This is a genomic window from Enterobacter sp. E1, from assembly GCF_016809815.1.
GTDB classification, from domain to species: domain Bacteria; phylum Pseudomonadota; class Gammaproteobacteria; order Enterobacterales; family Enterobacteriaceae; genus Enterobacter; species Enterobacter adelaidei.
Genome location: NZ_JAFBJM010000001.1, coordinates 1,025,238 through 1,044,804, shown reverse-complemented (window position 1 = coordinate 1,044,804; position 19,567 = coordinate 1,025,238). Strand labels below are relative to the sequence as shown.

General features: G+C 54.1%; 27 protein-coding genes and 2 pseudogenes. 17 read left to right on the top strand and 12 right to left on the bottom strand.

Annotation, left to right across the window (positions count from 1 at the left end):
- Positions 1-13 precede the first annotated feature (13 nt).
- The 12 genes and pseudogenes from JGF26_RS22340 to JGF26_RS05125 all read right to left on the bottom strand — a co-directional run.
- On the bottom strand, positions 14-1,171 hold the full coding sequence (locus JGF26_RS22340) for a site-specific integrase (RefSeq protein ID WP_240739504.1): 1,158 nt from the start codon (positions 1,169-1,171) through the stop codon (positions 14-16).
- Positions 1,054-1,389 (bottom strand): helix-turn-helix domain-containing protein, encoded by a 336-nt coding sequence (locus JGF26_RS22550; RefSeq protein WP_134707220.1) that lies wholly within the window; start codon positions 1,387-1,389, stop codon positions 1,054-1,056. The genes JGF26_RS22340 and JGF26_RS22550 overlap by 118 nt, the downstream gene beginning before the upstream one ends.
- 8 nt (positions 1,390-1,397) lie before the next feature.
- Positions 1,398-1,598 (bottom strand): hypothetical protein, encoded by a 201-nt coding sequence (locus tag JGF26_RS05170; protein ID WP_134707221.1) that lies wholly within the window; start codon positions 1,596-1,598, stop codon positions 1,398-1,400.
- A gap of 112 nt (positions 1,599-1,710) precedes the next feature.
- Positions 1,711-2,088, bottom strand: a complete 378-nt coding sequence (locus JGF26_RS05165; RefSeq protein ID WP_134707222.1) for a hypothetical protein — start codon at positions 2,086-2,088, stop codon at positions 1,711-1,713.
- A gap of 103 nt (positions 2,089-2,191) precedes the next feature.
- A complete protein-coding gene (locus JGF26_RS05160; protein WP_134707223.1) occupies positions 2,192-2,377 on the bottom strand; it encodes a hypothetical protein in 186 nt (61 codons plus the stop codon).
- Positions 2,378-2,386: 9 nt separating this feature from the next.
- Positions 2,387-2,626: a DUF4222 domain-containing protein gene (locus tag JGF26_RS05155; RefSeq protein ID WP_134707224.1), complete on the bottom strand. Its 240-nt coding sequence runs from the start codon at positions 2,624-2,626 to the stop codon at positions 2,387-2,389.
- Entirely contained in the window at positions 2,604-3,176 is a 573-nt protein-coding gene (locus JGF26_RS05150; protein ID WP_238141944.1) for a hypothetical protein, read from the bottom strand. Before JGF26_RS05150 ends, JGF26_RS05155 begins: the two co-directional genes overlap by 23 nt.
- Positions 3,173-3,394, bottom strand: a complete 222-nt coding sequence (locus JGF26_RS05145) for a TraR/DksA family transcriptional regulator (protein ID WP_134707225.1) — start codon at positions 3,392-3,394, stop codon at positions 3,173-3,175. Before JGF26_RS05145 ends, JGF26_RS05150 begins: the two co-directional genes overlap by 4 nt.
- Positions 3,395-3,663: 269 nt before the next feature.
- Positions 3,664-3,972 (bottom strand): hypothetical protein, encoded by a 309-nt coding sequence (locus JGF26_RS05140; protein ID WP_134707226.1) that lies wholly within the window; start codon positions 3,970-3,972, stop codon positions 3,664-3,666.
- Positions 3,969-4,187, bottom strand: coding sequence for a hypothetical protein (locus tag JGF26_RS05135; RefSeq protein WP_063623493.1), 219 nt, complete (start codon positions 4,185-4,187; stop codon positions 3,969-3,971). Before JGF26_RS05135 ends, JGF26_RS05140 begins: the two co-directional genes overlap by 4 nt.
- Positions 4,184-4,840 carry an MT-A70 family methyltransferase gene (locus tag JGF26_RS05130; RefSeq protein ID WP_134707628.1) on the bottom strand — a complete coding sequence of 219 codons (657 nt, stop codon included), beginning with the start codon at positions 4,838-4,840 and terminating at the stop codon, positions 4,184-4,186. Before JGF26_RS05130 ends, JGF26_RS05135 begins: the two co-directional genes overlap by 4 nt.
- Positions 4,841-4,847: 7 nt before the next feature.
- Positions 4,848-5,117: pseudogene (locus tag JGF26_RS05125) on the bottom strand (hypothetical protein); the annotation flags it as partial.
- Here JGF26_RS05125 and JGF26_RS05120 point away from each other — a divergent pair.
- The 17 genes and pseudogenes from JGF26_RS05120 to JGF26_RS05040 form a co-directional block, all read left to right on the top strand.
- Positions 5,109-6,293: pseudogene (locus tag JGF26_RS05120) on the top strand (DUF2213 domain-containing protein); the annotation flags it as partial. The pseudogenes JGF26_RS05125 and JGF26_RS05120 sit on opposite strands and share 9 nt — an antisense overlap.
- Positions 6,294-6,308: 15 nt before the next feature.
- Positions 6,309-7,169 carry a hypothetical protein gene (locus JGF26_RS05115; protein ID WP_134707228.1) on the top strand — a complete coding sequence of 287 codons (861 nt, stop codon included), beginning with the start codon at positions 6,309-6,311 and terminating at the stop codon, positions 7,167-7,169.
- A gap of 16 nt (positions 7,170-7,185) precedes the next feature.
- Positions 7,186-8,217, top strand: coding sequence for a hypothetical protein (locus tag JGF26_RS05110; RefSeq protein WP_045407450.1), 1,032 nt, complete (start codon positions 7,186-7,188; stop codon positions 8,215-8,217).
- Between the two features lie 68 nt (positions 8,218-8,285).
- The gene (locus JGF26_RS05105; RefSeq protein WP_134707229.1) at positions 8,286-8,768 is read left to right on the top strand and encodes a hypothetical protein; all 483 of its coding nucleotides are present in this window, start codon (positions 8,286-8,288) and stop codon (positions 8,766-8,768) included.
- On the top strand, positions 8,765-9,193 hold the full coding sequence (locus JGF26_RS05100) for a hypothetical protein (RefSeq protein WP_134707230.1): 429 nt from the start codon (positions 8,765-8,767) through the stop codon (positions 9,191-9,193). The genes JGF26_RS05105 and JGF26_RS05100 overlap by 4 nt, the downstream gene beginning before the upstream one ends.
- A complete protein-coding gene (locus JGF26_RS05095; protein ID WP_134707231.1) occupies positions 9,190-9,624 on the top strand; it encodes a hypothetical protein in 435 nt (144 codons plus the stop codon). Before JGF26_RS05100 ends, JGF26_RS05095 begins: the two co-directional genes overlap by 4 nt.
- On the top strand, positions 9,608-10,549 hold the full coding sequence (locus tag JGF26_RS05090; RefSeq protein ID WP_134707232.1) for a hypothetical protein: 942 nt from the start codon (positions 9,608-9,610) through the stop codon (positions 10,547-10,549). Before JGF26_RS05095 ends, JGF26_RS05090 begins: the two co-directional genes overlap by 17 nt.
- 4 nt (positions 10,550-10,553) lie before the next feature.
- Positions 10,554-11,948: a hypothetical protein gene (locus tag JGF26_RS05085; RefSeq protein ID WP_134707233.1), complete on the top strand. Its 1,395-nt coding sequence runs from the start codon at positions 10,554-10,556 to the stop codon at positions 11,946-11,948.
- A 3-nt stretch (positions 11,949-11,951) separates the two neighbouring features.
- The gene (locus JGF26_RS05080) at positions 11,952-12,389 is read left to right on the top strand and encodes a hypothetical protein (RefSeq protein ID WP_101699744.1); all 438 of its coding nucleotides are present in this window, start codon (positions 11,952-11,954) and stop codon (positions 12,387-12,389) included.
- A gap of 2 nt (positions 12,390-12,391) precedes the next feature.
- Positions 12,392-12,976: a hypothetical protein gene (locus JGF26_RS05075; protein ID WP_134707234.1), complete on the top strand. Its 585-nt coding sequence runs from the start codon at positions 12,392-12,394 to the stop codon at positions 12,974-12,976.
- Between the two features lie 123 nt (positions 12,977-13,099).
- Positions 13,100-15,100, top strand: a complete 2,001-nt coding sequence (locus JGF26_RS05070; protein ID WP_134707235.1) for a hypothetical protein — start codon at positions 13,100-13,102, stop codon at positions 15,098-15,100.
- Positions 15,101-15,102: 2 nt separating this feature from the next.
- A complete protein-coding gene (locus JGF26_RS05065) occupies positions 15,103-15,819 on the top strand; it encodes a hypothetical protein (RefSeq protein WP_134707236.1) in 717 nt (238 codons plus the stop codon).
- On the top strand, positions 15,816-16,091 hold the full coding sequence (locus tag JGF26_RS05060) for a hypothetical protein (protein ID WP_134707237.1): 276 nt from the start codon (positions 15,816-15,818) through the stop codon (positions 16,089-16,091). Before JGF26_RS05065 ends, JGF26_RS05060 begins: the two co-directional genes overlap by 4 nt.
- Complete coding sequence (locus JGF26_RS05055; protein WP_134707238.1) at positions 16,091-17,110, top strand: hypothetical protein; 1,020 nt, start codon at positions 16,091-16,093, stop codon at positions 17,108-17,110. The genes JGF26_RS05060 and JGF26_RS05055 overlap by 1 nt, the downstream gene beginning before the upstream one ends.
- Complete coding sequence (locus JGF26_RS05050; protein ID WP_134707239.1) at positions 17,107-17,823, top strand: hypothetical protein; 717 nt, start codon at positions 17,107-17,109, stop codon at positions 17,821-17,823. Before JGF26_RS05055 ends, JGF26_RS05050 begins: the two co-directional genes overlap by 4 nt.
- Entirely contained in the window at positions 17,820-18,152 is a 333-nt protein-coding gene (locus JGF26_RS05045; protein ID WP_059446078.1) for a hypothetical protein, read from the top strand. The genes JGF26_RS05050 and JGF26_RS05045 overlap by 4 nt, the downstream gene beginning before the upstream one ends.
- A complete protein-coding gene (locus JGF26_RS05040) occupies positions 18,149-19,567 on the top strand; it encodes a ubiquitin-activating E1 FCCH domain-containing protein (protein ID WP_134707240.1) in 1,419 nt (472 codons plus the stop codon). Before JGF26_RS05045 ends, JGF26_RS05040 begins: the two co-directional genes overlap by 4 nt.

Sequence of the window (19,567 nt, the reverse complement as noted above, 5' to 3'; positions counted from 1 at the left end):
TAGAAACAGGAACTTACGCCAGTTTCAAACCAGCCTGATTTTCTCCTTGTGTCGTATTTGTGTCATGGTTGCCAAAAATGGCATCTATTTTCCGCGCGTGTTCACTTAAATGGTTCGGCGCCAGGTGAGCATAACGACGGACCATTTCGATCGACTCCCAGCCGCCCATTTCCTGCAGCACGGACAGCGGTACGCCGGACTGAATTAACCAGCTCGCCCAAGTATGCCTGAGGTCGTGAAAACGGAAGTCCTCTATACCTGCTTTTGCCAGACCAATGCGCCAGGCACTGTTATCGTCCACTCGCATTTTACGGACAGCCGGAGTGACGGTTTTGTCCGGGCGCGTTGATGGTTTCGTGTGAACGAATACCCACCTGGAACTTTTCCCGATCTGATCCCTTAACACCCTGCATGCGGTATCATTCAGAGCCACGCCGATAGCCTTGCCCGCCTTCGCGTTCTCCGGATTTACCCATGCAACCTTTCTCTGCATATCGACCTGCTGCCACTCCAGATCAATGATGTTGGAGCGGCGCAGGCCGGTTGCCAGCGCAAATATCACCACCGGCTTGATCGACTCCGGCATGCAGGCGATAAGCCGTTCTGCCTCTTCCCGGGTCAGCCAGCGGATGCGTTTGCTGATTGGCTTTTTGGTCTTAATGACGGGGGGCGACTTTATCCATCCCCAGTCATTAGCTGCAGTTTTCAGCAGCGATCGCATAAAAGACAGGTGCTGGCTCTTTGTTGCCTGGCTTACTGGCTTTTCAGTGTACGGCGGCGGCTCCTTTCCCCGACGTATAGCAGCGTCCCGGCGTGACTCCCACACCTGGATGTGCTTGCGGTTGACCATCTTCGAAACTGCTTCGTTTACCTGGTCCGCCGTGATGGTCGAAATATCCCGGCCGGAGAAATGCCGAAGGAAGTATTCGATTTTGGTCTTATCGTCATCGAGGGATCGCTTATGCTCTTTCTCACGGATCCACCTGATGCAACATTCCTCAAACGTCCTCGTCGGCAGTTCCCCGATTTTATCTACCCGCCACGCTTCAGCCTTCAGCTTGTCGTGCAGCTCCTGCGCTTGTTTCTTGTCCCCCGTGCCAAGAGATTGTCTAATTCTTTTCCCTGACGGCGTAACGAAATGACAGTGCCAGACGCCGCCTCTGAGGGTGATTGACATAAAATTTCTCCTTTATGTTCACCCGCGCTCGCGGAAACAGGATCGCGCGGGTCATGTAAATACGCAATACAGGCGACGTCGGTCGTGCGGTATTTGTTCCCGATCTTCTTCCCGGCGAGTTGGCCGGAGTCGATGAGGCGGTAGACAGTCCTCGGGGAGACCTTCAGGAGTTTTGCCGCTTTCTGCGCAGTGAGTGGCTCAGCTGTAACCATCTCCCCTCCTATGACATCGTTTTATAAAACTGCGGCTGGTCTGGCGTGGCCGCGCGCAGTTCGTATTCGTAATGGATCTGATAAGTGCCGCCATCCCAAGCGACATAAACCCGGGCCTTATCGTTTTCCGGCTCCAGCAGGCTTTCTATTCTTCCTCTGATCCCGCCGGTCTTCTTCTGGACTAATGCACCCACAATAAAAGCAGCCATTGCACACCTTCCGGTTCGTGAAGAAATGAGATGAGAGCGCCCAGCGCCATAAGTGCGGCGATGAGCCAGGTCATGGGGTTTGAATGCATAGGGCGATCCTGCTGTTAAGCGGTTAGCGGATGTCGATGTCAGGGATGATTACGGAAGGTTTGAAGGTGACGCGATATTGGTTCACGCTGGCGTTCGTGCCGCTAAGATCTTCCATGAACCAGGTCACGTTATCCGACAGGCCGAGCATGTGCTTTTTGTAGACGCCTGGTCCGGTCTTGCAGATGACGCCAAGGGTACGATCGGTGCTGGTATTGTCTTTGGAGCAAAGCCCGGTGATCTCCAGCATGAATTCGCCGGTGATGCCGTTATAAAAAACAAAGCGACGCTGAGCTTCGAAATTGTCAGCGGCTTTGCTGACGTTACGGCTGGCAACATCCGCATCATTCACATCACACGCTGAAAGCGCCAGGACAGCCAGTAGCAGTAAACCATTTTTCATTTTGTCACCTGTAAAAAGAAGCCCGGCGCGGGGCCGGGCAAAAGGGATAGCGTGGCAGTGCTTTCGCACCCAATAGCCAGCTCATAACTGGCTATCAGTTGCGTCATAATTGACTGCGGATTTTTTCCAGATATTCAGGGTCAGGGGCGATCTCGTCACATACTTCAGGCTCTTCGAGAGCATCACGAAAAGCAGCCGCTACAATCTTCCCACCCAAATACTCCATACCAGCGCTAACCGGCGGCTCTTTACCATCCTCAAACTCAAATACGAACGTCATCTTTCCCATAATTTCTCCTCATGCCGCACGCTGGGCACGCAGCTTCTTCAGGTGGTTTGCTGTTTCGATTTCTTCGGCAATCCGCTCGGCCTGTGCTTTGGTCAGCGGTTCGAATTCGTGTTGAAAGCGGCCCATGCTGGAGATGCAGGTGCGGCCGTTGCGGATGTAGTGGATGACTTCGTGGGTAGCGCGGAGGATTTTGCAGGGCGCGCCGTGGGGATCGGCGTACCAGGTATTAGGCTGGATTATCCTGAACATTGGGCACCACCTTAAATTCGATTACCCAGACCCAGGGGTTGGCCTGCCAGTTTTCTTCGCCGTAGATGGACTTCCACAGCTCTTCCCACACCTGAAAGCCATAAGTGGCAGGGCGAAAGTCGTAAAGACTACAGCCGATTTCTTTACAGATATCCCCAAGGGTAATGGCCTGCAATCGCTCAACTCGCACACCGGTAATTTCCAGTATTAGGCGACTGGCCCAGCGCGGCATGTGAATTGATGGACGCCATCTTCCTTCTTCCGGCCAGTCTGCAGGTGGCGTAGCTCGGTAAGCCATATCGTGGCTATCCTGGTCGATGTTGTAGCGTGCCCAAGTCTCCCGCACCCAGATACGATCACCTGGTTTACCGTGTGGGCTGTTTCTGTAATTTCCAGCCGATAACTCACCAGCCAATTCATTGCCAGATAATTCGCACATTGCATCTCTATCAATGTGTGGGACCTTCACTGGCCGCCGCGTCTGCGTCTTGCCGCCATCGAGGATGGCGCGCACCATCTCTCCGTTAAAAATCATTCCTCGCTCTTTCACTGGATCCCCCTCTGTTTATTCCTCAACTCGATGACGACCTGGCACTCAGCGCAGGTCTGGCAGCCGGGAACGGCAGAGCGCCGCGGCGCCGGGATATCCTCGCCGCACTCCGCGCAATGCTCAGCTGATACGGCATTGCGGTTGATGCGGTGAGCGGAAAGGGCAGCGTTACGCTGAAGCTCTTCAATCTCTGCTGCGGTATCAATGATGTCAGCCATTTCGTGCTCTCCTGCGTTTCTTGGCGGCTCTGCGTGCCGCGGCAATGCCAGTCTTTCCACCACTAACCGGGTAGCTATTTCCGGTATATAGGGAAGGGGGAATTTCTGCGATGTTCCACGACTTCACCGACGCCAAGGTCCCGGCCATGACAGCTAATGCGATGGATGTTCGTTTCATATATGCTCCCGGAACTGTCGGTTAATTCGGTTGAAGGTGAACGCCAGCAATAAAAAGGGAGCCATAAGCTCCCGAGTTTTAAATATCACCATTACGGCTTCGCCCTTAGCCAGATGCAGACCGCGCCATCTTCCGTGTCGTGAATTGAACCCACAAACCAACCATCGCCGGCAGGTGTTTCTGGCTGCCAAGCTGAAATGTCATAACCGTCAACATCTGGATCAGCGTTGTCCTCATCGCGGTAAATCACTTTCCACTCGAGGCCGTTCTTCTCCAGCCATGCGTTGAACTCAATGGGCGAAATGGATTCTCGGCCATCACAAAACTCATCGTAAAGCGGGTGAGTCCAGTAACCGTACTGGTCGCGTTCGACGGGTAGGGCTTTAAATTCTGTTGTCATTGTTCTACTCCGAATCGGCGATTAAGCCGACCTGTGTATACGACGAACTCCAGAAGGCTAACTCCCAGAGCTTCAATTTTCTTGTGATGCTTGTTGATGATGGGAGGAACCGTTTCGTTCCAGTTAGGCTTTGGTTTCTTGCGCATGGCCTGCTGGATTTCTTCGGTGCAGCGGCGGCAGGCGGCGCGGATGGCGTTGTCTGTTTCTGGCGTCATGCGGCCTCCGTTTTCATAACATCGATGGCGCAGCCGGGAAGCAGTTCTACCGCGGCGGTAGCGCACTGATTTCCCCAGTGATGCCAGCCTGGAGCCGCGCTGCGGCTGAAAAGCTCAATCCGCGGCACATCTCCGTAAAGCAGCTCCAGCCGGTGGCGAACTTCCCACGGCTTTTCGCTATGCGCGCCGAGCGGGCTGTAGACTACCTGCTTAATCCCGGCGTGCTTTCGCTCCAGCCCGGCGCCGCGAGTGGCAATCAGCAGATCTTCGGTATTGGCCCGGGTGTGGTTGCCACCGTTCATGCGCGTCTCGGCATTAAGCAAATCGAGGAAGTCGTAAAAGTCGGTGATGTCACACTCGGCCAGCGCCTTGTTGATGCGCAGCTCGGCGTTCTGATTCAGCTTCACCCAGGTAAAGCCCTTCATCGTGCGAACGGTAAAGCCCCAGGCTTCGGCCAGCTCTATCGCCTCCTGGTTATGCGTGCCGGTGTACCACATCGCCAGCACCGAGTTTTCGGCGGCAAGTTCCCAGACTGGTAGGCGCTTGATGTCGATTAGCTTCATGGTGAAATAGTGGTCGGCAGCGGCACCATTGCTGATGGTGTTGCCGTAAGACCAGGGAGGATCTGCATAGATAAGAGAGTATTTTCCGATCATTGAATTACACCTCGAAAGCAAGTTGCGGCGTGAACCGATCACGTTCTGCGTCGTAATTCAGCGAACTTGCAGAGTTGAAGGATTCAATGCGTTCGACCAGCACCGCAGCGCGTGTTTCTTTGCTAGCCGGCGCGTAGGCTGATTTATCCCACGACTTGTTAATGCCGATATTCCTGGCAACGTTAGTGCTGTCAGCCGACGATAATGGAACCTGCATAAAGAGGTCCTTATTCAGCATGCGGAGGCCGTGCAACTTGGTAATTGGGTAACCGGAACAGGGGTTACCTGGCGCTCTGCAGATCAACAGATGGCCTTCCGTAACCCGGACGACTATCTCACCCCAGAGTTTCTCCAGCGAGTTGCCGGTGTACCGCTTATCTGGCTGCACCCGGAGAAAAACAAGCTCGATAGCGATGAATTTGCGAAGCGTGTTATCGGGACCCTTACGAACAGTTGGGTTGCTGATAATGGCGAGGTCTGGACTATTGGCCGGGTGTACGACGCTGAAGCCGCCGAAATTATGGCGACACGTCAGCTGAGTACCTCGCCAACCGTCACGTATAGCGAAGCGCAGGACTCAATCATCAAAATCGACGGTCAGCCTCTATTGGTGGAAGGTTCCCCGGTATTGCTCGACCACGTTGCAATTTGTGAACAGGGCGTATGGGACAAGCTCCTTGCCCCTACTGGTGTTAAATCTGATTCCATTCCAAACGAGGCTGAAAAGATGGACGAGGAAAAAATCGTAGCGCTAATCAATAAGGCGATTGACGCACGCATGGCTAAGGCTGACTCAGAAGCAGCAGACCTGAAAGCCAAGGCCGATGCCGAAGAAGCAGCCAAGAAAGAAAAGGCTGATGCTGAGGCGAAAGAGGCCGAAGAGGCGAAAGCCAAAGCTGACGCGGAAGAGAAAGCCGCGAAGGAAAAAGCAGACGCTGAAGCCAAAGAGAAGGCCGACGCGGAAGAGGCAGAACGTATGGCGAAAGAAAAAGCTGATTCTGAACTGCGTCAGCAGATCGCCGACCTGCGCTCCCGCATCCCAACCGAGTTGAGCGATGAAGAGCGTAACGAAGTCGCCGACGCACAGGTGAAGGCTGATAGCGTGTTCTCCTGCTTCGGCAAGCGCGCTCCGGTGCCACTGTCTGGTGAAAAGCCGCTGGCATATCGCCGCCGCCTGATGATCCAGCTGCAAGAGCATTCGCCTGACTTCAAAACCGTCGACCTGTCCTCTATCGCTGACTCAGCCCTGCTGAGCGTGGCCGAGAAGACGATCTACGCCGACGCGCAGAAATCGGCAAGCCTGTCTGTTGGCCCCGGCATGCTGCGCGAAATTAAACGCGCTGATGCGACCGGTCGCCAGATCAGCACCTTCGAAGGCGATCCTGCTGCTACCTGGGCTCCGTTCCAGTCCGGCAAGCGTCAGGTCACCAGTTTCAACAACCAGGCTTAACGGGAGCTCTCAAGCATGGCTAACTTATCTCTTAACCCGATGGCAACCACGAACGCGCTGGGCTCCTTCGGTGTGCAGTCCGACGGTTATATTCAGGGCGTGGCGCTCGATGACCCGGCCAACCGCTTCAATCTGGCAGCGGGCACCGTGGCTGCAACCGAAACCAAACCTCTGTGGGGCGGCCTGCCGGTTGCTGAGCTTCTTCCTGGTACCAGTTCAAGCCCTCGCGGTTCGTTTATCCGCCGCGCGGTGTCTGTTGCCGAACTGGAAGGCTTCACTGTATTCAATCAGGCTCACAACGGCCTGACCACTCCTCAGTCACCGGTTCCGCTCTACGCATCCGGCATGAGCGTTTCGTACTACCGCCTGGGCTCTAACATGCGTGTTCCGCTGAAGGCATCTGCGCAGGTTGTAGCGCTGGGCACCACTGGCGCCTCAGTGAAAACTCCGCTGGCCTGGGATTTTGTGAACAACCAGATCACCACCGCGGCGGCGGCCGGTTTCGCCGGTTCTGATATTGCGACAACTGCTGTGACCTATGCCAATGGCGTGGCGACAGCGGTAACCGATTCAGATCATGGCCTGACTGCTGGTCAGTACGTGAAAATCAGCGGCGTCGCTCCTGCGGCGTACAACGGCACAGTGGTCGTGCTTTCAGTCGTGAACGCAACTACCTTCACCTATGCCCCGGCAACTGCACCAGGCGGCGCTGCAACCACGCAGGGCACTATCGGCGCAGTTACGCTTTCCGACATCACGCTGCCGGTAAAAGTGCTCGCCATCGAATCAGGCAACTCCAAGACTGTCAGCTATGACAGCGCGACTGGTTTCCTGACCTGGAATAACACCGACAGCTGCGCGCTGGTCTTACTTTAATCGGGAGCTGAATTAAATGGCTGCAATTACCCCCAGCTACACCATCGTCAATCCGTCGTACATCGCGCCGGAGATGATCATTGGTTACCAGCAGGCGTCAGGTGCGTTTGAAACCATCGCCAGCGGTAACCCGCAAGTCCGTCTCGGCGTAGGCGACCAGTACGTCTATATGCGCCGCCTGGACATCCGCACCCAGACCACTTCCAGCCAGTCCGGTAATGGTAACCAGCTGCCGAGCGTGGCGCTGGATGCGAAGATGATTTCCACCCCAACCTACCTGTTCCGCTGCCGTGGGATCTACGATCACCATGACATGGCCGCTGCCGGTAACTGGAACTTTGCACTGCCGGAAGCTCAGCGCCTGGGCATGCGTCAGGGTATTTTCCAGCAGCTTCGCTCTGCTCTGCTGTACGGCATGAACCCTGCTGGCGGTGAAGGCCTGCTGAACACCGCTGGCGCGACTACTGAGTCTCTGCCTCCGGACAGCAACGGCAACACCACCGTGCTGACCTATGACCATGGCCAGATGGCGGTATATCTGCTGGGCCACGTCCAGGCCGCACTGACCCGCACCATGCAGCTGGGTCGCCAGCAGCGCGTCGTTATCCTGGGGCCGCAGCGCGTCCTCGGCGCCATGGAAATTCAGCAGATCGTCCAGTTGACTTCTTACCAGCGTCCTGGTGGTGGTACTGACACCGTCGGCGGCACGGTGAAAGAAGTGCTGAAAGGCGCAAACGTCCAGGTTGACTGGGTGTATGACGATACCCTGATCGGTGCTGGCGCTGGCGGTACCGACGCGGTGGTGATCACCATCCCTGAGGTCGAAGTGCCGATGGTCAACTCGACTGTGAACACCAACGAATTCGCCAAGCTGACTCCGTCTCTTGCCGCGAACGCGCTGATGTTTACAGACATGGCCGCTCCGCGCGAAATCCCGACGCCGATCGCTGGTGGCGCCATCGATGTTCTGTCCGAAATGCGTTCTACCGCAGGCTGGGCAGTTCGTCCTGAAGCAATCACCATCCTGTCCATGGCGTACAGCGCCTAATCCATTCTTTGAAGTGGTTAAGCCTCTGCCGGGGAAACTCAGCAGGGGCTTTTTTACGAGGGTAACCAATGAAACTCTATATCGCTAACACCACCAAGCAGCGCCAGATTTTCGCCTATCGCAAGCTGGAGACCGGCCGCCTTATTCAGATCCCGATTAACCATGGCGAACAAATGATGGTGCTGGATGGCTTAACTGATGAAGTTGATGCAGTGGTGCAGCATCACCAGGTTTATGGTCTGGTTGACTCGACAAGAATCGACCAGAGCCAGGCGTTTGTCGGCCTGTGCTACAGCCTGAACAAGCCTGTATCAGCGTCGGTGATCGAAAAAGCAATCCGCGATAACGATATTCACCTGACCCGTGGCGCTCACGACCGCCGCCAGGCATCCGTAGCGGCTCTGGATAGCTCTCTACGCGAAAGCGGTACCGGATATTCCGGCGAGATGGAAGTCAGCGCTGAGCAGGCGAAAGGTCGCGAAGACAGCGAAGACGCCCAAACGGTTAACGAAACAATCGTGACTGAAAAATCCGGGAGCAAGAAAAAATGACAACGAGCCTGTCGGGATTCATCGAATTCGTTCGAACTGACATGGGCGTGACCGCCGCGCAGGTTCCCGACGACTCGCCGTCTTTCACCCTGGCGTATGGCGGCGCGGTTGAGTGGGTAAACCCTGATATCGCGTGCGTCACGCCGAACCTGTACACCGTTGCCGTGTACAACCTGGGCGCGTCTTTCCTGGTCAACTACGGCACGGAATCGGTATTCGCCGGGTTCAGGAAAGAGTATGGACTGAATAATTTCAAGGCTGGCGTGATTACTGGCGCCGGGGATAACTCAACCAGCGCCCAGCGCCTGGTGCCGGACTTCTTCAAAGACCTGTCGCTGGCTGACCTGCAGATGCTGCAGGACCCGTGGGGGCGCCGGTACCTGATGATTGCCCAGCAGTTCGGCAGCCTGTGGGGGTTGTCATGATCACTTTCCACCTGGGGGTGATTGATGTCCCGTACGAGGACGAGAACACCACAACCGGAGATGTCGCTGAGTATCTGGAGGAAAAGTACCAGATCATGCAGACGTTTTTCGACAGGTACAGCAACGACATCGCTGACCTGATGGCGAAGGACATGGCCGCGTCGCTTGAGAATATGATGGCCGGCGCTCCGCCAGCCAAAGACCCTCTGGCAGAGTCGATGTCCCGGATCCATGACCTGTTTGTCGCCTTCCTCGACAACACCGAAATGAACGGATTGCCGGGCGTGCCTACGCGCCGCGCGCTGGAGGGGATATCCCGGCGATTCAAAAACAAAAAAGGGCCACCGCGCCCGTCATTCATCGATACTGGAACCTATCAGGCCGCAATGCGCGCCTGGGTGAGCGGGGTGCTAAATGCCTTCCCTGGATGAGTTGCAGCAAACTGCAAAAACAGAGCTTAACGCCACGCTGACGCAGGGTCTTGATGACCTGAGCCGCTTTCAGGTGGTCACGTTCACGAAGTATATCCGCAAGGTGCTGCCCCTCGATGGTTTCGTGTTCTGGGTGAAGGCCTCTGTTCTGTCGGACGACCCCAGCAGCGAGCCCGATACGGTCGATGTCAAAGGTTATCTGCACCTGACGACGGAAACCATTCAGGACGATGAGCAGCTCTATGACCGGAACGTCGTGACGTTTACCGCGCAGGCGGACATCGATCCGTTCAACGATATCGGATCTGATGTCCTGTATATCGGCGAGTTCTTTGGCCTCCAGTTTTCCTTCTCCCGGCGCACCGGGCTGAACGAACCGGCCAACCTCTATCACTACACAGGGGAGGCAATATTCCCCTACATGCGCTCGCAGATCATCAACTCTGCAGATGATATCGACCTGTCTGACGTGGTGGTTTCGAGCTCATTGCCGGTATGGCTGACGCTGAGCCAGTACATGCCGATGTTCCCGGCCATGCTGTCGACGCAGAACCTGTCACCGCCGTATGCAACGGTGAAGTGCAGCAATACTGCGCCGATCGCCGGTAGTTTTTACCTCGATGAGCAGCAGAACCAGTATCAGCTGGTTTCTGAGGATGTGACGATTTCCATCACTGGGCTGCGCAATGCCGGAGTGGAAGATTTCCTGAAGTATGTGCAGCAGTACACGCTCGGCGATGACGCAGAAATGGGCGTGATGAATATCCCTGTCGTTCAGGACGAGCGCGTCACGCAGAACGAACTGAACATCATCGCCATGAGAAAAACCATCAAGTTCAAAGTCAATTATTACCAGCAGCGCATGCGGAACGTAGCGCGCAGGCTGATCACGTCAGCGATTCCGTCCATTTACCCGGAGAAATAAATAAATGGCAATTGTTAACATTAACGTATCGGTGACCAATCCACCGAAGCCCTCTCAGCTGCTTAAATCCGGCGCGATGATCTCCATGGGCGGAACGACCCTGGCGGCAGGAGAATATCAACTCCTCACTACCAAGGACGATCTCAAAGCAATAACATCCCCGGGGAAAACTATCGCATCAATCTCGTGGGCCACCGGCGTTGTGACAGTTACGCTGTCAGAGGCGCATGGCTGGTCCATCGGAGACGAAATCCCACTGGTTGTTTCAGGCGTTACCCCAGCTGGATATAACCGCGCCGTGACAGGCACCGTTACAACGACTACAGCATTTACTTATCCGCTGGCGACAGATCCAGGCACAGCAACGGTCATGGGTACAGTAAAAACCGTTGCAGCAAACGAAATCATCCAGATGAATACTACATTCTGGGCTCAAGGTACCACCCGCGCGGTATATGTTCTTGAGCTGGGGGATGTGTCTGTTTCTGCTGCTGTGGCTGCGCTGGCTGACTTCATCGATGAGGATATTTCGCTGGGCAACACCTACCAGAAATTCTTCTCGTATCTGGTGCCGCGCGAGTGGGACGGTGAGCCGACGTTTAAAACCCTGACAGGTCTGTATACCAGCCCGGCATCACTGGTTTATTTCTTCATCACCACTACGACCGCCACTTACGCGGCCTGGATCGCCACCAAGAACAAATCTGTGTGTGCAGGCGTGGAATCGCCAAACATCCCTGTTGGCGAGTTTTCCATGGCGTTCCCGTTCCAGTCCTCTCTGGCAAACGACCCTGGATCGTCAAACATGGTGCCTCCGATGGCGTACCGGTTCGGCTACGGCGTTACTGAATACCCGGTCGAAGGCAATGGCACGCTGCTGAAGCAGCTCCAGGACAACAGCATTAACTATGTGGGCACAGCCGCGGAAGGTGGTCTGAGCAACAAAATGCTGGTGGCCGGTCACATGCTGGACGGCAATCCGTTCAACTACTGGTATTCAGTGGCGTGGACTGCAATCAACCTCGAGCTCGATCTGGCTAACGAGGTTATCAATGGCTCCAACACCACCGTTAACCCGCTGTACTACGAGCAGAACGGTATCGACCGCCTGCAGCGCCGAGCGCTGAAAACCATGCGCAACGGCGTCAGCTACGGTCTGATCCTGGGGCGCGTGATTGGTACCGGCCTGACTCAGCAGGACTTCAACACCGAATACGAGAAAGGCACGTATGCCGGGAACGCGGTGATCAACGCCGTGCCGTTCGCGAACTACACCAGCCTTAATCCGTCCGATTACGCCGATGGCAAATATAACGGTCTGAGCGCCGTAATGACGCCGCGCCGCGGCTTCGAATCCATCACGTTTAACGTGAACGTAACCAACTTTGTAGGGGCGTAAAAAATGGCAAACCCATTAGTACCGCAGGGATTCCTCAATCGCGTACGCGGCGCAGTATCGGTAACTGACGTTCCTGCGCTGAACATCACCGCCTCTTATCTTGGCAAGGACGGGATCAGCATGCGCCCTGATGGCGCTGCGACGGACATCATTCCGACGATGACCGGAACCGTTGGCAGCCAGGCGCCATATCAGCAGGTGACTGTCACCGTCCATCTGCTGCGTACCCAGGGCCTGAGTGACAGCTACAAAAACCGCTTCGCCACCGATACGGCACTGGGCGAGGTGGTGATCACCCCAGATGCGAACACGCTCAGTAATTTCACCGTGCTTAACGCTTATCTGGTGAACTTCAACGAGCTGCCATTTACCGGTATGGATGCCGGGTACGTGGTGACCATCAGCGGATACATCCTGGCTAACGACAACATGTGGGTCTGATTGTGAAAATTGACAAAAAGCTCAACCTGGTAACAAACATCACCCGGGAAGACGGGTCAATCGTGTACCTGCATGTGACCCCGTTCCCATATGAGGTGGTGGAAGAGCACTGTCTGCTGCTGGGCAACCTTTTCACCAACTTCATCTCACAGGTCGGAGGCCTGGGTGCGGCTCGCGTTGCAGCAATGATGCTTCGCAAAAAGCTCAAACGCGAGCAGGATCTGAACGCTGATCAGGGTCAACATGGGCCTACCATCGTTGACGAGATCCAGCGCCTTACATCCGTCATCTGGAATGATGGCGGGGCATGGAAAACAACCTCTTTTGATGCGGCCATGAAGCAGGGGATCATTTCTCCTGATGAATACCGAGAAGTCGAAGGCGAGGTGGTTTTTTTTATGGTTTCCTCTGCCATTCAGAAGGCTCAACTGATTGCGCCGACGGTGGGGTCAGTGATCGGCATGTACGGTGGGCGACTCGAATCATTGAGCGCTACGGCGTTTCGCGATTCGTTGCAGACGTCGAATCCTCATGGCGATACCCAGACCCAGAATGCCCAGCAGGAAACGTCATATATACCCTCCTAGACTGGGCGTCGAATGAGGGATTCTGGCGGGTAATCAGGGAAATAACCGGCGAAGAGTTCGCCAGCCCGGCGCAGTACCGCCAGCGATACATCATTTCCGCGCTAAAAGACAGGGGTTCCTTCAATGGTGGCTAAGTCTATTGTCGATATTGACGTAAATGACGACAAGTTTGTCTCATTTATGGAGAAGTTTAAAGAATATCAGGCCGCACTTGAGGAACTACCTGAGGCATGGAGAGGGCTGGCGCATGGCGCGACAGATGCCACTAAAGAGACAGCCAAAGCGAAAGCAGAAGGCGACCTTCTGGCTAAGGCATTCTCTGAGGGGGCCAGCGCCATTCTGTCGATAAACAGCGGCCTCGATCGTCTCACCGACAGCCTGAACAGGGCAAACAAAAGTCAGGAAGACTTCAACAAGAAAGCCCGCTCTTCAAAGGGTTTTTTGAGTGATGCCACGAAGGACGCGAAATCGCTGGCTGGGCACATCAGGGATGCCACCACAAGCCTGCTGTCATGGGGTGGTATCGTTGGCCTGTTCACTGGCGTGCTGGGAGTGGGCGGTCTTTTCGGGCTTAACCGGCTGGCGGCCACGACCGGGTCTCAGCGATTCACCTCCCTCGGGATCGGGACGAGCATCGGCGCGCTGGACTCCACAGCCATTAACTATCAGAAAGCGCTCGGCAATCCGACGGGAACGCTGGGCGCTATCCGCGACAGTCAGATGGATCTGTCAAAGCGCTGGCAGTTCCAGGCTATGGGAATCAACAACCCTGACCAGGATCCGGCGAAACTCCTGCCACAGATGATTCGCAACGCACGAGACATCTTTGTCAAAAATGGCAGCACCCTACAGGGGGCCAACGCCTACGGTCTGACGAACTTTTTCAGCCTGGATGACCTGAATCGTTTTAAAAACATGAGCGATGAAGAAATTGATGCGATGGAACGCCGGGCGCAGAAGGATGCGAAATTACTGCAGATCACCGACCAGCAGGCGAGGCAGTGGCAGGATTTCAACGTCCAGCTGGATTACAGCGGGCAGAGCATACGCAACACGTTTGTGCGTGGTCTTGGCCCGCTTACCCCGCAACTGAGCAAGCTTTCTGATGCGCTGGCCGGTGCCATTGATACGGTGCTGCAGTCTCCGGAATTGGGTAAGTGGATTGACGGGCTGGCCGGCGGTATAGAGCGTTTCGGAAAATATCTCGCATCGCCAGAGTTTACCAAGGACGTTGACAGCTTTATGGCTGGCATCGAAAAGCTTGGTGCGCTTATCGGGAAGGTCTATGACTGGGTTGTTGGTAAAACCAGCATTTCAGTCGCTGATGTGAAAGAAGGATCTTCAATTCTTAGCGATAAGAAAGTTACTGATCCCGAAACAGGGAAGACCTATACACCAGGCTCTGAAGATGACCCGAGAGTGTGGGGTTGGCTGAAAGGTGTTAAGCGATTCTTTTCCAGTGGTGACGTTAAACCGGTAGACCCAACGCCAGCAGACGTCACTGCCAAGGGGAGAACGATTGCCGATCGATTCAATAACCCGACCAATCTTCGCTGGGCTGAAGGGTATGGTACCCACAACACCAAAAGCGGTGATTTCGCGGTATTCCCGACACTGGATGAAGGTGTTCTGGCGTCTGCAAAACAACTCCAGATTTACGGCACGCGCGGCATCAATACCATCAGCGATATAGCCAAAAAATGGGCGCCATCGAACGAGAACGATACCGAAGCATATATTCGCCATCTGGTGAAGATCACCGGCATTGGTGCGCGAGAAGCGCTAAATCTCAACGACCCGTCCATCCTTGCGAAGCTAATCTCGGGCATGTCATCAAAAGAAGGTGCCGGAAACCGCGTAAGTGAAGATGCGGTAATGCAGGTATTCAGCAACACCAGCGGAACACTGCGGGAGCAGTATGCAGCGATGCAGGGCTCGAAAGCTGCTCCTGCTGTTGCTGGTGGCGGTGATAACTCTGAGGTAGCCAAAAACACGAATAAGACCAATCAACTGCTGCAGCAACTTGTTGATAGAGGGCTTCAGGGTAATGGCTCTGGAATGGTCGTTTACAACAACACAGGCGGGAATGCCGTTGTTTCCAGTTCGCAACTCGGAGTTCGATGATTATGGCGTTTACTCGTGAGCTTTATCGGCTTGGTTTTGAAATATCCCCGGTTATCCTCTGCAATGGAGTTGCGGAGGCTATCCCGGGTGGCATGCTGCCAATAGTGGCGCTCACCCAGAGCGCGAGCTTCGTGACCGGGCTTATCGGCGGGGCAATAAACCTTACCGATCTGGACAAATATTTTTGCCACTGGCGCCCCGTTCAGGGTTCGACAATGGTCGATTACGATATTGCACGCTATCCGTTCGCAAACCAGACTGTCGCAGCCAATGCACTTCTGGCTCAGCCATTGCGGGTTAGCCTGATGATGGACGCGCCTGTTAACGAGAACACAGGCGCAATGACAAAACTGGTAACGCTTAGCGCGCTGCAGGCGGTGCTTCAGGCGCATGCAAACCTCGGCGGCACTTACATAGTGGCCACGCCGTCAATCATCTATAACAACTGCATTCTGAAGACTGTTAAGGATAACTCAACTGGTAGTGACCCACTCCCGCAGAGATCATGGTTATGGGATTTCGAACAGCCTCTTATCACGGAGACTGCTGCGGATCAGGCTGTAAACAGTTTTCTAAGCAAGATTGATGGTGGCGACCAGAACAACAGCAGCGCATGGACAAATACCGTCAGCGCGCTCGGCAATACATCACTCGGCGGTTCAGTAACCGAGGCCGTAACCGGCGTTATTGGCAAGCTGCAGGGGGTATTCGGAATATGAGTACAGTCAACTATCCGTTCACCGGGCTTGAGAGAAAAAGCATGACGTTCTCGCCGGTTCTGGACGGGGCTGTCTATACCTGCCAGATAAAGTGGAACATCGCCGCGCAGCGCTGGTACTTACTGGTTACGAATAGTGCCGGAAACCCTGTATTGAATACCGCCATTGTTGGTTCGTCCTCTTCCGGAGGAATAAACCTGATCGCCGGGGTGTTCACCACAACAACCATGATCTGGCGTGAGAAAAACGGTCAGATTGAGGTAACAAGCTGATGCGCTATTACGAAATCAACATCTTTGATGGTGATACCTTAATACGACAGTATTCAAGCCTTAAGAACGGGGTATACAACCCCGGCGCGCTGATGGTTGAGTTCGACATTATGCGTTTCGGGGAGTCCACTCCTGCCGGTGAAACCCATCTTACTGTCTGGGGGATTGGACCAAAGGAAATGCAGCAGGCCCGCCAGGACCTTTACGGGAAGAGAATACAGATCTTTGCCGGTATGTCTAAAGGGCTGCCACTGGCAGGGGTATGGGATAAAAAGCTTGCCATAGATGGCACGATATTTCAGGTCTTCGGAAACTGGCAAGGCACCGAATTAAGGCTGGATTTCATTATTGTTGCCGGGCCGGTTAACTCCACTACCCGCGGGCAAATTGTTCCTCTCCAGGTGACTATGCCGTGGTCTATGGGGCAAAAGCTCTCCGTTGCGTTGACCCAGTGCTTTATGACGATGGGGGGATTTACGCCAAACATCAGCATCAGCGACAGGCTGACGCTGAACTACGACCGCCCGATGTTTTGCGGATCACTTTCTGAGCTCGCCAAAAACCTCAAAGCATTTTCACTGTCGCGTATCAAGGACCCTGGCTACACGGGGGTAGAAATAGCCGTGGTGAATGGCACCGAGATCAGAGTGTGGGATAACGATTACGCTAACCAGCCAGACCAGAACTCAAAGACCAGCGCCTCGGTGAGAAGCAAAAACCCTGTCCAGATAAATTTCAATGACCTGATCGGACAGCCAACATGGATCAGTTTCGGGGTCGTCAGTGTGGTTTGCGTAATGCGTGCTGACATTGAAACTGGCGACCATATTTTGATGCCCGAGAAAGCCAGACCGATGATCCAGGCATCCTCATACTCACAATTTCGCGATGACTCAGCCTTTAATGGGGAATTTGTCGTACAGTCTGTGAGATTGCTGGGGAACAGCAGGCAGCCAACAGCTGAAGCATGGATAACTGTGATCGAGGCATACCCGGCGGAGGCGGTTAAGACAAAATGAGCGTTGACCAGAAGCTAAACTTCGGCCGGAACATGAACAGGTTCGCAGAGCAGAAGTTTGAAGAGGCTTTCCAGGCGGCGGGGAAGATACTTCCTGCGAGCATTGTCGAGCAGAAAGGCAATATGGTCACGGTGGCTTTCGAGCTGCACGACACGCCATACGTTTTCCCTAATGTCACGATCCCACTCTTCGGCCCACAGTACATTCGATATCCGATGCAGCCCGGCGACAAGGGCATTGTTATTCCCGCTGATACCTATCTTGGCGGGGTCAGCGGGCAGGGAGGTGGTATTGCCGACCTCACGCCTCCAGCCAACCTGAGTGCCCTTGTATACCTTCCGATTAGTAATACGGAATGGGAAGCCGTGGACGGTAACGTTGTCTCCATCTATGGGCCTGAGGGTGTGACCATTCGTGATCAGGGTAGCAACACGACGTTTCTGCTAACGCCGGACAGCGTGACGATTGCGGCCGTAAATTTGTTTAAGGTCACCGTCGGTAGCACGGTTCTCACCCTTACACAGGGCATGTGGAGCATCACGGGAACTTCCGGGAAGTTGCAGGACTCAACCGCCAGTACCAGCCCGGAGATTATGCATACCGGGTGGGCTGCTCTTGTGACATGGTTGAATGATCATCGGCATACAAACGGAAATGGCGGTGCTAACACCGGAGCCCCAACCTCTACTTTCAACGGGAATATCACGCAATGAGAACCTACGGAAGAAATGCTGATGGAAAATGGGTGGAGGTTGTACCTGATGAAAATGGCTTCAACGACTCTATCTATCTGACAACGCTGATCCAGAACCTTAAGCTGGCACCGCAGGAGTCTCCATTTTACGCAAACAACGGCATACCCTCCTACGGTTCCGTCATCCAGCAGGTATTGCCAACCTATTACGTTGACAGGTTACAGCGGCAATTCAGCCAGTATTTTTCCTCTCTTCAAATTGCCCTGGTCAATGAAGATCCCCCTGTCTACAACATTTCGGCGATAACTAACGCCGGCTCAAAAATTATTGCAACGGTGAACGTATGAGTGATTTGTCCGTAAGCTATGACGCATCAGGACCGGTTCCGCAAACCGCTGAAGAGCTGCGCAGCCAGCTTGTCGCCAGAGCCACAGAATTATCACCTGGAATCACCACTGATCTGCCAGGCTCGTTGATTGAGGACATCGTCGGAACAGACGTTGGCGCGCTGTTAATCTGCGACCAAATTCGTGTAGACCTGATTAACTCCGTTGGCCCACTTAAAGCCAATATGTACATGCTGAACCTACTGGCTCAGCAATCAGGTATAAGTGCACAAAAAACACAGGGTTCCACGACAGTTCCTGTGACGTTCACGGGGCCTGCTGGCTTCGTTGTCCCTCAGGGTTTTTTGGTTAGTGATGGGACGTACACATACCAGGTAGCGGATGCGACGATCATTCAGTCTTCAGGAACGAGCGCTCAGGTAACCTGCGTGGCCACAAATACGGGGACGTGGGCTGTGCCTGTAGGGTCGGTAAACCAGATTGTTACAAGCCTTCCATCTGATATCACTCTAACCTGCACAAACCCTGTCGCTGGCACTCCGGGCGCAGCCCCTGAGACAGATTACGAATTTCGCGAACGTGTATGGCAGGCCCAGATGTCTACCGTACAGGGATATCCTGGGTTCATCCGACAGAAATTAACCGATGTTGCTAATGTCCAGGCTCGCCTTGTTTCGGTAGTCCAGAGCGGCTCATCTTGGATCGTTATGTGCGGCGGTGGCGATATCTATGATATGGCTGGAGCCATTTACAAGTCTGCTGGTGACATCAGCAGGTTGAAGGGAACTGATCTAAAAGTTACCGGGATTACAAACGCCAATCCAGGAGTCGTTACGACTGATATCACGCACGGGTTTACAACCGGACAGATTATTCAGATGTCTGGCGTAACAGGCATGTCTGGAGTTAACAACGTTAACCTGACCGTTACAGTTCTTTCTGCCCATACCTTCTCTATCGGGATCAACACCACTTCTTCTGGGGTGTGGTCAGGCGGTGGTGTCGTTACACCTAACTTGCGAAATAATGTAGTGACAATTAACGACTGGCCTGACAATTATCTGATCCCTTTCGTTATTCCATTGCAGCAACTTGTGACAATAAAATTCCAGTGGGCAACGGAAGGCGTGAATTACCTTACAGATGCCACTATTTCCTCACTGGTTTCAACGCCTGTTATTAATTATGTTAATGGGATATTTGCCGGGAAGCCGATGAATATTAACAACATCAAGGATGTGTTCCTTCAGTCTGTTAATTCAACGCTTGATATGAGCCTGGTTTCTACGCTTAACGTGATTGTTACTGTCAACGGAGTTATTACGGCGGTAGATCCTGGCACAAATATCATTAGCGGGGATCCTTACAGTTATTGGTTTATAGCATCAAATGGTGTGACTGTTGAGGGGATTTGA